Annotated in this window: 11 protein-coding genes; 8 read left to right on the top strand and 3 right to left on the bottom strand. The window is 69.2% G+C overall.

Going from position 1 to position 12,531, the window contains the following annotated elements; all coding sequences use genetic code 11:
- Window positions 1-91: 91 nt before the first annotated feature.
- From FOH10_RS27375 to FOH10_RS27350, 7 genes are all read left to right on the top strand, one after another.
- A complete protein-coding gene (locus FOH10_RS27375) occupies window positions 92-778 on the top strand; it encodes a response regulator transcription factor (RefSeq protein ID WP_280525734.1) in 687 nt (228 codons plus the stop codon).
- Window positions 779-829: 51 nt separating this feature from the next.
- Entirely contained in the window at window positions 830-1,885 is a 1,056-nt protein-coding gene (locus FOH10_RS27370) for an Lrp/AsnC family transcriptional regulator (RefSeq protein ID WP_143982868.1), read from the top strand.
- A gap of 235 nt (window positions 1,886-2,120) precedes the next feature.
- Entirely contained in the window at window positions 2,121-2,774 is a 654-nt protein-coding gene (locus tag FOH10_RS27365) for a hypothetical protein (RefSeq protein WP_143982867.1), read from the top strand.
- A 40-nt stretch (window positions 2,775-2,814) separates the two neighbouring features.
- Window positions 2,815-2,961 (top strand): hypothetical protein, encoded by a 147-nt coding sequence (locus FOH10_RS35025; protein WP_186000605.1) that lies wholly within the window; start codon window positions 2,815-2,817, stop codon window positions 2,959-2,961.
- Between the two features lie 184 nt (window positions 2,962-3,145).
- Entirely contained in the window at window positions 3,146-7,324 is a 4,179-nt protein-coding gene (locus tag FOH10_RS27360; RefSeq protein ID WP_143982866.1) for a hypothetical protein, read from the top strand.
- Window positions 7,325-7,413: 89 nt separating this feature from the next.
- The gene (locus tag FOH10_RS27355) at window positions 7,414-8,097 is read left to right on the top strand and encodes a class F sortase (protein WP_186000604.1); all 684 of its coding nucleotides are present in this window, start codon (window positions 7,414-7,416) and stop codon (window positions 8,095-8,097) included.
- A gap of 69 nt (window positions 8,098-8,166) precedes the next feature.
- Window positions 8,167-8,928 carry a sigma 54 modulation/S30EA ribosomal C-terminal domain-containing protein gene (locus FOH10_RS27350; protein WP_143982864.1) on the top strand — a complete coding sequence of 254 codons (762 nt, stop codon included), beginning with the start codon at window positions 8,167-8,169 and terminating at the stop codon, window positions 8,926-8,928.
- Window positions 8,929-9,042: 114 nt separating this feature from the next.
- Here the strand turns inward: FOH10_RS27350 and FOH10_RS35865 are convergent, their stop codons facing one another.
- Window positions 9,043-9,906 carry a hypothetical protein gene (locus FOH10_RS35865; RefSeq protein ID WP_244961396.1) on the bottom strand — a complete coding sequence of 288 codons (864 nt, stop codon included), beginning with the start codon at window positions 9,904-9,906 and terminating at the stop codon, window positions 9,043-9,045.
- Between the two features lie 586 nt (window positions 9,907-10,492).
- Window positions 10,493-11,359 carry an Ig-like domain-containing protein gene (locus FOH10_RS27335; protein WP_143982861.1) on the bottom strand — a complete coding sequence of 289 codons (867 nt, stop codon included), beginning with the start codon at window positions 11,357-11,359 and terminating at the stop codon, window positions 10,493-10,495.
- A 173-nt stretch (window positions 11,360-11,532) separates the two neighbouring features.
- Between FOH10_RS27335 and FOH10_RS27330 the strand changes: the two genes are divergently transcribed.
- Window positions 11,533-11,982 carry a hypothetical protein gene (locus tag FOH10_RS27330; RefSeq protein WP_143982860.1) on the top strand — a complete coding sequence of 150 codons (450 nt, stop codon included), beginning with the start codon at window positions 11,533-11,535 and terminating at the stop codon, window positions 11,980-11,982.
- A gap of 71 nt (window positions 11,983-12,053) precedes the next feature.
- Here the strand turns inward: FOH10_RS27330 and FOH10_RS27325 are convergent, their stop codons facing one another.
- Window positions 12,054-12,479: a DUF4189 domain-containing protein gene (locus tag FOH10_RS27325; RefSeq protein WP_143982859.1), complete on the bottom strand. Its 426-nt coding sequence runs from the start codon at window positions 12,477-12,479 to the stop codon at window positions 12,054-12,056.
- Window positions 12,480-12,531 lie beyond the last annotated feature (52 nt).

Here is a 12,531-nt window from a genome sequence, read left to right as displayed (position 1 = left end):
GCGCCCTGCCGACCACGCCCGCCGCGTCGTGCGACATCGGGAACCGATGAGTCCGCGGCAGCACGGATGCCGTGCTTCGGTCCCGCGCGCTGTGACCCGTCGACGGGGCGAGCAGCCGGAACGGACTGACGTGCCGCCGGAACTCAGTGTCTTCGTCGTGGACGACCACGAACTCGTGCGGCGAGGTGTGGCTACCCTGCTCGGTGATCAGCCCGGAATGAGAGCAGCGGGCGAGGCGGCGTCGGTGCTGCAAGCCATGGCCCGCATCCCCGTGCAACGCCCCGATGTCGTGGTGATCGACGTCCATCTTCCGGACGGCTGCGGCATCGACCTGTGCCGTGCGTTGCTGTCGCGCATGAACGGGCTCCGTTGCGTCGTATTCACCGCGAGTGCCGACGAGGCCGCGCTGTCGGCGGCCATCGAGGCCGGAGCGAGCGCCTTCATCGTGAAGGACATCTCGGGTGAGCGCTTGGTGCAGGCGATCCGCGAGGTGGCGGCCGGCGGCTCGATGTTCGATGACCGCGTCACGGCCGCCCTGGATCGGCGGCGGCATCACGACGCGGATCTGGGTGAGCTGGGTGAACGCGATCGGCAGCTGCTCGCCATGCTCGCGGAGGGGCTCACCAACAAGGAAATCGCCGCCCGCATGTTCATCGCGGAGAAGACGGTGCGCAATCAACTGACCGGTCTCTTCGCCAGGCTCGGTGTGCAGACTCGAACGCAGGCCGCAGTGCTCGCGGCCGGTGCACGGGTGAGCTACCGGGACGATCTCGGCTGACTGCCGCGCGCCGTTCCCACTCGTCCGGCCGCGAGCCCGGAGAATGGCTGGGTGGGGAAGGAGCCGCAGTCCTCGTCGGCACCCGGCGCGACCGGGCAGTCGCCCCACGCCGCTGCGCGTTTCAGTGAATGGGACCTGAATCTCGTCAACGCCATACAGATCAGTCCCCGCGCACCGTGGTCTCGGATCGGTCCCGCCCTCGGCGTGGACGCGGCGACCGCGGCCCGGCACTGGCATCGGTTGACGGCGGCGGGGTTGGCGTGGACCACCGCATACGCCCCCGAGTACGCGGTGATCGGCTGGATTCAGCTGCGCTGCCGACCGGAAGCGCTGGCGCAGGTGTCGGAGCGGGTGTGCCGATGCCCGAGCGTGTACAGCATCGAGAGCACGGGCGGCGGGTACCAACTCGACCTCACGATGGCTGCGGCCGACCTCGCGGCGCTCGACGACTTCACCGTGCGCTGGCTGGGCTCGCTGCCCGGCGTGGCGGCCACGAGGGTAGCCGTCGGGCTGGACATGTACGTGGAGGGTGCGGATTGGCGGCCCGGCGCGCTCGATCGTGACGAACGCGCACGGTTGACCGGCGACGACGACCGCGAGCGTCGGCTGCGTTCGGTCCGGCGGAAAACCGACATCCAGATCGTCGCCGCCCTCGGTGCCGATGCTCGGCTGTCCCTCTCCGAATTGGCGGCCGCCTCCGGTGCCAGCGAGACGACGGTGCGCCGCCGCCTCGCGGAACTGCTGGCGTCGGGCCGCTTGGTGTTGCGGTGCGATATGGCGCGGCAGTTGGCGGGATGGCCGATTCTGATCATCTACCGCGCCCAACTGCCCGCCGAACAACTACGCGATCTGGGCGCTGCCGTCGCCAAGTGGAAGGAAATCCGATTGTGTACGGCGACCTTCGGCGGCGACAGCAATCTGATCATCGTCGCCTGGTTGCACACGGCACAGGAGGCGATCGAATTCGAAACCCGTCTGTCCCGCGCATTCCCCCGGCTGCGGATCACTGATCGGCAGATCAGCCTCCGGACAATCAAGAGAATGGGTTGGATTCTCGATGGCCTGGGCAGGGCGGTCGAGCACATGCCGATCAGAATCTGGACGTAACCTTTCAGCCGCTTTTTGTTCATTATCGAATTCGGTGAGTTGAATCACGAATGCCTGCGGGACATTAGCCCCTACGTGTGTTTTGTCCGCGATGATCTTCTGGAACGGAAGGTTTCTTTCGTTCTAATGAGGTGACATGCGGCAAGCTCGACCCGGCGCCCGTGGCCGGTCGCATCATCAGGCTTCGAAATCATGGCCGAAAAAGCTCTTCCGGTTCGCGCTGCTCGGTATCGGTGTGTCGGCGGCCGCTGTGCTGGTGGTTCGCTGCGACGTCGACGGTGGGCTGCTGGATCCGGGTTCCACCGCGAGCCGCCGCCACGAGGAGCAGATCCGTTCGGCCGCCGCCGCGGTTCAGGATCGCGAATACCTCGCGGCACACCGGCATGACGTCCATACCGATGTGGTCGTATTCGCGAACGCCGTCTGCGCCGCGACGGAAGCGGTGCGAGCCGCGGCGCCCGCACCATCGGATTCGCCGCCGACCGTGGAACAGGCTGTCGCGGAATCGAAGTCGGGGCTGTGGTCACTTGCGGACGCGGCCGCGCTGGGCGCGACGCGCGTCGAGGCCACCGCGTTGCCGGCCACCGACCGGGTGCTCACGCCCGGCATCGACGACGAGACCTGGAAATCGCTGCGCGCCCAGGTGGTGACGGCCTTCGCGGACACCGGCGGTGTGCTGCGCGAGCTCGGCGACAGCGTGGATGCCCATCGATACGCGGACGCGGCCACGGCATCGGCACAGTTGCGCATCGTCGGCGACACCGCCGAAACCAGGCTCGGCGCACTCGGCACGACGGTGAACGACGTGCTGTCCCGGCTACCGATTCCGAACTCGGAAACCGAAGCGGCACTCCGCTCCTCGGGCGTGTGTGTCTTCCCGGAAGCCTGACGCCGCTCGCGTTCCTACCGCAATGACGAAGGGAAATCCGATGTACGCCCATTCTCGTTCCCGCCGAAACGATCGATTACGGCGCACCGCCGTGTGGGGAATCATCGTGCTGCTGGTCGCGATTCTGCTGACGCGACCGATCGCACAGGCGCTGATCGCGCTCGGCGTCACCGTCGGCTGGCATTGAGAATCCCGTCGGCGCAGGGCTTTCGCATGCTCACGCAACTGCGCGGCCGCGGGCCGCCCACAGATCGACATCGCCGACCGCGGCAGACGATCGCATCCGGTCGGCACATCGGATGGACCTCGAGATCAGAAAGGTAGCGACAGTGGAAACGAATCGACGCGACAAGGGGGGAAGGGGGTGGAAGGTGAGATCCTGGTGCCTGCGACTGCTGACCGTCGCGATTCCAGCGATCGGAATGTTGCTGCTGAGCGGGTCACCGGCGCAGGCTGCTCCGGATGGACCGCTCGGCGGACTGAGCGACCAACTGGGCGATGTCGTCCGGTCCCTGCCGGCGATCGCCCTGCCGGAAGCGAACGATAGCTCACCGGCAGCGCCCGATCCGGCCGGACAGCCATGGGGACAGTTCGGCGATGTGCTCGCGGCGGTGTTCATAGATCAGCAACGCCACGACGCACCGGAGCCCGTGCGTGCGAATCCGATTCCAGCAGCGGTGTTGAACGATTCACCCGTGGACGGCGCGCTCGCCGATCTCCGCGCAGCGGCGCGGCCCGCGGTGGACGCGTTGGCCGCCGGATTCTCCGGGCTGCGGCATCAGGCAGAGCCGCGCGCGCCCGACCCGCTGGCGAGCGGTGCGCCGCGGTCGTTCGCCAGTGTGCCGACCATCGGCGAGGGCGATTGCTCCGCGGACGGATGCGAGAACCGAGTCGGTGCGGCGGCCCTCGCTGTCGCGGTCGCGGCCGATCGCGCGTTCGGGGCGTTCCGCGCCGATCCCGCGGGCTTCGCGCACACTGTCGTCGATCCTGCCGTGCGAGGCTTCCTCGCCGATCCGGGCGCGGCGCTGCGGGCGGCCACGGCGTTTCCCGGCGCGGTCCTGACCGATCCGCGGGCGGCGCTGACCACCGCCGCGGCGACCGTCGGCGGCGACCCGCTGGCCGCGTGCGTCGATGTGCTGCTCGATGCGCGCGTGCTTCCCCTGGCCGGTGACCTGCTGGCTGCCGTGGGGAGCGGTGCCGCGGTGGCGCTGCTGGGCGCGGCCGTCGGCGGCTTGTCTGCCGGCGCGACCACCGGAATCCCCGGTGCGTTCGCTGGTGCCCTGCTCGGAGTGTTGAATCCGCTGGCCCTCCTACTCGGTGGTGTACCGGGCGCGGCGGCGGGTGGTGCACTCGGCACGATCGCCGGTCTGGTGACCGGAGCGCTGGCCGGACTGCCCGGCGGGGCTCTCATCGGTTGGCTGCTGGCGGCGACCGCGGACGCGGTGCTGGGTGGACTGCTGGGTGCGGCGGCCGGACTCCTGGCCCCGACCATCCTGCTCCCGCTGCTGGGCGCGCTGCTCGGCGGCGCCGTGAGCGCCGCGCTCGGCGGCGGTGCGTTGCTGCTCGGAGCCGTCGGGATCGCGCTGGCGGCGCTGACCGCTCCGATCTGGGTGCCGGTCCTGCTGCTGGCCTTGCCGTTGGTGCTGATTCCGCTCATCCCCGCGCTGCTGGTCGCCTTGCCGCTGATGCTGCCCGCGTTGCTCATCGGCGCCGTCGCCGCACTGATCACGGTGGTGGTCGGCGGCGCGCTGCTGGCGATCGGTGCGATAGCTCTGGTGCTGACGATCCTGTTGGCGCCGATCTGGATTCCGATCGTGATCGTCATCGCGATCGCCTATGTGGTGTGGTCGATCTTCTGGATCGTGGTCGGCTTCGTGCTGGCGACACCGATCGGGATCATCGGCATCATCGGACTGCCGTTCGTCATCGCCGGAGTGGTCGTCCTGGCCGCGATGGTGATCGGTGGCGGAGTGGCCATCCTCGCGATCGCCGTTGTCTCGCTGCCGGTCTGGTGGCCCATCGTCGGCCTGATTCTGGCCGGTATGACGGCCGTTGCGATCATCACGCCCGCCTTGGCGCTGTTCTTCCTGGTGGTACTGCCCTTGGCGATGTTCGCGGCGGGGCTGGCGCTCGGAGCGGTCACATATCTGCTGTCGATGGCCGTGATGCTGCCGATCGCGATTCTCGCCGGCGCGGCGTTCTCGCTGTTCGGCGCGATCGGCGGTGCCCTGGCGATGACCGCGCTGGGTCTCGGCCTGCTGCTCGCGCCGCTGGCGCTGGCGCTGGCGGCGCTGCCCGGCATGCTGGCCGGAGGGCTGCTGGGGCTGTTGGCCGGTCTGGCGGTCGCGGTTATCACGACCGGGCTGGGAGCCCTGCTGGGTGCCCTGCTCGGTGCGTTGAATCCGCTGAATCTGCTGGGAGCGTTGGTCGGTGCCCTGCTCGGCGCGCTCGTCGGATCGATCGCCGTCGGTCTGACCGGTGGGCTCGTCGGTGTGGTGCTGGGCGCCCTGCTGGGCGCCCTGCTGGGCGCGCTGCTGGCGGCGGTGGGGTCGGCCGTGCTCACGGGCCTGCTCGGCTTCCTGCTGGCCGCGCTTCCGGGTGCTCTGCTCGGTGGTTCGGTGACGCTTCTCGCGGCACTGCCCTGGGCCGTGCTGGCCGCTGTCGTGGTGGGTGCGCTGCTGGTGGCGAATCGGGTCGGCGCATGGCAGGGCTCGACCGGTGCGGCCGAGCTCGCCGAGCGGAACCGCCTGTGGCAGTCCGCCTGTGCGGCATGGCGGCACAGCAATCTGAAGCGGTTCCTGGATGGGTTCACGTCGCACTCGTCGTGCGATCTCGACGAGGCCGTCACGGAACTCGACGCTTGGCGTCGCGGCCATCTCGACGTCGCGAACATCGGCATCGGTGCGGTCGTCGGCGGTCTGGTGACCGCCGCCGCGACCGCCGCGGTCGCGGCGGTGCTCGGGGCGACCGGCGGATTGCTCAGCCCGTCGAACCTGCTGGCGGCAATCCCCGGCGGTCTCTTCGGCGCGTTGCTCGGCGCGCAGCTCGGTGGGCTCACCGGCGCCGTGCTCGGTGTCCTGCCCGGCGCCCTGGCCGGGATCGGGGTCGCCGCGCTCGGCGACACCGTGCTGTCGGGCGTGCTCGGTGCGGTCGCGGGCTACCTGACCGGAACGGCCTCGGCCGCGGCGACCGGAGCGCTGCTCGGCGGTGGTCTGGGCGCTGCGTCGGCGAGCGTGGTCGCGTTGTTGATCGGTGGAATCGCCGCTGTGGCGACGGGACTGGGTGCGAGTGCGGTGACCGCGCTGGTGCTCGGTGCGCTGTCGGTGCTGCCGTTCGCGGCGACCGTCGCGGTGGTTCTGCTGTCCGGACTGGTACCGGCCTTGGCGGCGCTGATCGCGCCGCTGATCGTTCCGGTGCTCGTGGTCGGCGCGTTGTTGACGCTGGCGGCGATTCCCGCGGTGATCCTCGGAATCGGTGCGTTGGTCGTCGGTGCGGGGGTGGCCCTGCTCCTGGGGCCGCTGGCGCTGCCCGTCATCGCGGCGGTGTTGCTCGGCGGTCTCGCGGCACTTGCCGGTGCGGCCGCGCTGGTGGCGGTGCTGTCGATCGGCTTCACGCTGATCGTCGGTGTGCCGCTGGCCATCGCGACCTACCTGGTGTTCCAGGCGCTGGTGGGTGTGCCGATCCTGGTGCTGGCGGGCGTGCTCACCGCACTCGCGCTGGGCGCTACGGCCGCCCTCACGGTCGCGGCCGGCGGAGTTGTCGCCGCGACGGTGCACGGCGTGGTGACCGCACTGACGGCCGGGCTCGCATTCCCGGTGGCCGTCGTGGTGGGCGCCGTGCTGGGCGGGTTCGCCGGATTGCTGATCGGTCCGGTGGCGGGCGTGCCCGCCGCGTTGCTCGGAGCGTTGCTCGGAGCGGTCGTCGGCCTGCTGAACCCGCTCAACCTGTTCGGGGCCGCGCCCGGCGCTGCGGCTGGAATGGGCCTGGGCTGGGTGCTCGGGGCCGCGGCGGGCCTCCTGCCCGGCGCGGTGCTGGCCGCGGTGCTGGCGACGGTCGTCACCGCGGCCGCGCATACCGTGTTCGGCGCGGTCGCTGTCGGACTGTTCGCCGGCGGTGTCGGCGTGTGGCTCGGTCTCGCGGTGGGGGCGGGCGTCGGCGCGGTGCTGCCGCGCCGGGACGGCGACGTCCCGGACGTCGACTGGACCGCCGTGCTGTCCGGACTGGATCGAATCCTGCACGGACAGGGGTGCGCGCCGCGGGGCTGTGGTTGCGGCGAGCGTCCGGATCCCGGTGTACCGGCTCCTCTCGACGGCGGTGTCGAACCGGTCGATCCGGAGACGCCGGCGGTGGTCGAGGTCCCCGGTACGTCTCGAGGTTCCGAGTTCCACTACCCGCTACAGGCCGGTACCGGAGGCACCGGGGAGGAGCCCGGTGCGGTCGATTCCGAATCCGCGCCATTGGCCGGAATGAGTATGGCCGCACTGGGAATGCTGCTGGCGGCCCTGGCCGCCGCGGCGGCATCGCGGCGCGAACGGTCGATCGCTAGGTGACGGCGGTGGATGCCGGTGGCGGCTCATCGAGCGGCCACCGGCATCCGGTTCGGAATCGGCGATGGACAGCAGCGGACGGGATGGTGCGAATGAGTCGAATCAGCAAAGCAAGGCGCGGAGCGGTTTGGTCGGCGGTGTCGTGGACACTGCTCGCCGTCGCGTTGCTCATGATTGCCGCGCAGGGCGGACCATCCGGCAGGAGCACGGTCGAGTCGGCTCGCGAGGCCACGCCGATGCCCGCCGCTCTGCCACCGCCGGTGGCGGAGGGCTTCGAGCCGGACCGAATTGTGGTGCCACGACTGGGCATCGACGCGGACGTGACGCCCGCGGGAACCATCGTCGCCTACGACCCATTTCTGGGTCGCCAGGTGGACAGTTTCGGTGTGCCCGCCGACATGCGCTCCACCACATGGTGGTCGGAGGGCCCCGAACCCGGTTCCCAGGGGCTGGCGATCATCCTCGGCCACTCCCAGATCGGTGGCGGATACGGGGTTTTCAACGACATCGGCAGTCTGCGCCCCGGTGATCGCGTTGAGGTGGCAGGCTCGGCCTCATCGGCGGGTTTTCTTGTGCGCGAAGTTATTTCAGGTGTCAGCAAACGCGATCCACATCGACTCTCGAGCGTGCTGTCCGATCATGCGAACACCGCGGGCATCGCTCTGGTCACCTGTGGAGGTTCGTTCGACCCCGATCGCCGGGTGAGCGAGGACAACGTCGTCGTCATCGCCGAGTTGATGGCGCCGGCCCGGCGCGGCCGTCCGGCGGGTAACTGATCAGCCTCGCGACGCCGTCGTTCGATGCGACAGCGGCCGGGAGGCGGAACACATGAGGCGGAGATTCGGATGCGATGGGCAGAACTGACCGCGGCGGAGGTCGACCGGGGTCTGACGGTGAACACGAATGGACCCGTCCCGGCCGCCGACCTGGCCTACGCCGTGCTGGAGGTCAGTCGCGTGCTGCGCGGTCGGCCGGTCGATTCGATCGCACACCTCCGGGTCACCAGACATCGGCGCGAAATGGCAACGACGGTCTTCCAGGTCAATGCGCGCATCGACGGTCGGCGGTGCCGGGTGCAGGCCGCCGGTGACAGTGTGGACGGCGCCCGGCTGATCGCCCAGCGCCTCGATGGTCAGATAGCTCGCATCGCCGAGGGTGTGCCGGACCCGTGGCTCTCCGCACCGCGGCGGACGCTGGCGATGATCACGGGGTTGCGTCCGATCACGCGGCGCAAGCCGTGCCGTTTGCTGGTGCTGACTCCCCGTGTGGCCGGCGCCATCATGGACTCGATGGATTTCGACGCCTTCTTCTTCCGCGATGCCGACACCGGGGAGGACGCGATCGTCTACCGGGCCGGGTCCCGGGACGTTCGGCTGGTCCGGCAGCACCGGGTGGATTTGCCGAAGGGGCCGTGCGACAGTCGCCTCGCCGTCGATCTGACGCCGATCGTGGTCGCTCCGGACCTGGTGGCGGCGAAGCGCTTGTGCGGGAATGGGTTACCGTTCCTGTTCTTCATCGAGCCGCGGTCCGCGCGTGGTCGATTGCTGTACCGTCGATACGACGGAGACCTCGCCGTCCTCGAGCCCGTGCCGGACGCGCGGTCGTGACGACCGCCGAGGCGGAGGTGCGCGGGTGAACAGCACGACTGTGCCGGGATCGCTGCCGATCCCGGCGCCGGTCATCGGTGCTCTGCAACGCGGTGCCCGATCGTCGTGTCGGGGTCACCGATAGCGATAGGCGAAGGGATCGAGGTCGTCGAGATTCTGCTGTGCCAGGTCGGAATTGGCTTGCGCGGCGGCGGTCGCGGCACCGGCGGCGGCTCCTGCTCCAGCGCCGATACCGCTGCCGACGGCCGCGGTGATCGCGGTGACCGGCACGGTGCCGAGCGCCGCGACGCCGGCTCCGAGTCCGGCTCCGGCCAACGCACCCGCGCCGGCCCCCGCCACCGGCCCGATCACCGCTCCGGCCGCGCCGCCGACCGAGCCGCCGACGACGGTGCCGATCATGCAACCGACGATGGGGACGGGCGTTCCAGCGATACAGCCGACGGTCGCTCCAGCGGTGGCTCCGATCGTCGGACCGACGGCCAGCCCGGCCGCGGTGCCGAGCGCCGCACCGATTCCGGCGCCGGTCGCCGCGGTGGCGGTGCCCAGTGCCGCGCCGATGCCGACGCCGACGCCGGCGCCGATGATCGCGCCCTGCGCCGCGCCCTGTGCCGCGCCATCGGCGGCGCCCTGGACCGCCGCCGCACCGATGAGGTCGCGTCGGCGCTGGTCGACCAGGGGTTGGTACTCGGGATCGATGACAGGTGCCTGCTGCGATTCGGGAGTACCCAGTGTGAAGTCGGGGAACTCGGCCGCGCCGGCCTGGAGCGCTGGCGGCACTGCCGCTGGCGCATCCGTGACCTGTGTGGGTTCGGCGGGCGGAGTCGACTCCGGGGCATCGACCGCGACCATTGCCACCATGGGGGTGGGGTGCGGATCAACGGCGTCGATCGACTCGGCCGCGGCGACTGACGAACCGGCGACCATCATCGCGAGTACGGCTGTTGCCGAGGTTGCGATAGTCGTGATTCTCGGGGACATTCTTCTCTCTCCATTTCCTGGGTTGATGCATTTCGGCTATAACAGATTCACACATCTTCATTAGCAATGCAAATTATGTGATGCACGGCAACTCCAGATGCTCTCGATTGGGGGTTGGCCTTACCGATCTTTCGGATCGGCGGCTGTGTGCTGCCGTGGGCCCGACTCGGGGATGAATTCTTCTTGTCGGGCCGTGGCCTTCGTTGAAACCGACTGCGGTGCTATGGTTTCAGCCTGTCGGTTGCGGCCGGATCGGCTGCGGGCGTGCGGCTCACCAGCTGTCTGATTGAGCGTGTCGGCCCGCTCGATTATTCCGCGCATTTCCTGTGCCGCCTATTACAGGCGACTCGGGACATTGGTCCCTTGTGGAAATTCAGGAATTGGTGCTCCAACGAATGGTGAGCATCTATATCTGCGCCGGAAATGAAAAAGAAAACCGCTGTACGGTCGAATCGCTCGATGGGTATTCGTGGTCGTAGATCCGCGGACTCGTTTCCGCGCGCTCAACTACGGTTGGCGCGACTGCGGTGCGGCCGGAGGGCACGGCCGCCTGTCCGTGCCCGTGCGGCAACCGATTCCGCGGCGATCAGGATCCGAAGGACCCGGTGCTGGGCTTGCCGGGGCCCGGGTCGGGATTTGTCGGCTGATCGGCCACGGTGACCACCGCGGTGGTCGACGATCCGGCTACGCCGCTGCGGCCCGAGAAGATGGCTCCGATGGTGTAATCGCCCGGCGCGCCCGGGGTCCACACGATCGAGGCTTTGCCGGTCGCGGCGACGGGGATGTCGCCGAGGATCTGCTCGCCCGCCTTGAATTGGACGGTGCCGCCCACGGCCGCGGGCGACACGCTCGCCTCCAGGGTCACGGCCTTGCCGACCTGCGCGCCGGTCACATCGGTGAGCACCGTGCTCGACACGGCATCGCCGGACACCGTGATGGCCGGGCCCTTGCCCTGGTAGATGCCCTCGCCGAGGGAGCCGCCGTAGTGCATGGAGGTCGGCAGCGGGGTGTCGCGGGCGCAGTTGACGCCCACCGTGTACTGCACCTCGAAGGTCTGCGACTTCGGCTGGATATTCGGGTACACCGGGTATTTGGTGATCCCGAACTCGGCACGGACCCAATCCGAGGACGAGGTGTCGAGCTGGACCTGGTCACCGCCCATGCGCGCCGATCCCGGCACCGGGGTCAGGCAGGCGGGGTGCAGATCCTTGATCGAGTAGATGTACTCCACCGGGATTCCGGTCCGCTCGAATTTCGTTGTGACGGTCACGATGTCACCGACGACCGGATTGGTGTCCGACACCGTCCGGGTGAACTTGCTGTTCCCGTCGGTCCAGGTGATCGTCCCCGGATCGGCCGCCGCCGTCCCCGGCATCGCCGCCACCGCGAAACCGGCCGCCACCGCGGCCGCGGCCACCGATCCGGCCACCCGCTGCATTCTGCTGTCCACCATCGTCACTCCCACGCCCCCGGGTGCCCCTCGACATCGTTATCGAGGCGCTGACGCACCCGAGTTGGCGAGCATTAGATCACGGGCGGGCCGCTGGTGGAACAGGTTATGAAATATGAGTAATTCAGATGTGGTGACAGTGCGGCGCAAGGTATTTCATGGAAAGGTAGGTTGATGTGATCAACAGACGACTCTCCCGTATCGGGTTCCTCGCCGCCACCGCGGCCATGGCGCTGGCACCCGTCGCCGCCGCGCCCGCGCACGCCGACACCCCGTTCAATGCCCCCGAGGTGAGCTTCAACGGCGCGGGTACCGGCGCGGTGTCGGCCACCCTGCGCAACCCCAACGATCGCGGTGCCTGCTGGGCGGAGGCGTCGATCGGCGATCAGCGCGTCTTCTTCGGCGACAGTGATCCCCTGGACGGATACGAGGAGCCCGCCCGCAACGACACCCTCGCCAAGGTCGGCCAGACGGTCACCGTGACGCTGTCGGGTCTCGAGCCGGGATCCACGATCCAGGTGCGGGGCGGTTGTGTGAACAAGTGGGAGGAACAGTTCACCGACTTCGTCGCGATCACCGTCCCCACCACTGGAACTCCGCCCGCCACCGGCAGTTTCGGCTTCTAGGGCGGGTGTCGGCCGACGGCAGGAGTTCATGTCGTCGGCCGACGGTCGGGCGAAGCGAATCGGTTGCCCGCTCAGCCCGAGTGGGCGGTGCATTCGGTGTGCAGCACCGTGGGGAACGGATCGCCGCCCGCACTCATCGAAACGAAGTCCGGAGGACCGAAGGCGGCCATGGCGGCACCCTCGGCGTCGCCCCTGGTGAAGCCCGCCCCGCCCAGCAGCACGCCATTGCGGATCGCGATGGACCCGCACCCGTTGGCGAACCGCGCCTGCACGGTGCAGTTCTCCGAAACGCACTTCGACAGCACCTGGCCGTCGGAGTCCGCCCAGCTCGGGTAGTTGAGTGCCCAGATGATGTGGACCTGGTCCCCGAGGATCTCCGAGGCCATCGATCCGTAGAAACGCCCGTCGGAACCGGGCTGTGCCGCCGCGATCCCCGGACAGGCCGTGGCGACGACGGCCAACGCGCACATACCGAATGCCTTGTGCAACAGGCTCATCAGCGTCTTCTCCCGCGATGGGATCCGTCCCGCCACCGTGTGCTCCGTGCGA

Source organism: Nocardia otitidiscaviarum (genome assembly GCF_007362295.1).
Taxonomy (GTDB): Bacteria; Actinomycetota; Actinomycetes; order Mycobacteriales; family Mycobacteriaceae; genus Nocardia; species Nocardia otitidiscaviarum.
This window is presented reverse-complemented; position numbering and strand designations above follow the sequence as displayed.

Excerpts from the sequence above, each read along its gene's own strand:
- FOH10_RS27355 (WP_186000604.1), top strand. The coding sequence starts at position 7,414 with ATGAGTCGAATCAGCAAAGCAAGGCGCGGAGCGGTTTGGTCGGCGGTG.
- FOH10_RS27335 (WP_143982861.1), bottom strand. The coding sequence starts at position 11,359 with ATGGTGGACAGCAGAATGCAGCGGGTGGCCGGATCGGTGGCCGCGGCC.
- FOH10_RS27325 (WP_143982859.1), bottom strand. The coding sequence starts at position 12,479 with ATGAGCCTGTTGCACAAGGCATTCGGTATGTGCGCGTTGGCCGTCGTC.
- FOH10_RS35865 (WP_244961396.1), bottom strand. The coding sequence starts at position 9,906 with ATGTCCCCGAGAATCACGACTATCGCAACCTCGGCAACAGCCGTACTC.
- FOH10_RS35025 (WP_186000605.1), top strand. The coding sequence starts at position 2,815 with ATGTACGCCCATTCTCGTTCCCGCCGAAACGATCGATTACGGCGCACC.
- FOH10_RS27350 (WP_143982864.1), top strand. The coding sequence starts at position 8,167 with ATGCGATGGGCAGAACTGACCGCGGCGGAGGTCGACCGGGGTCTGACG.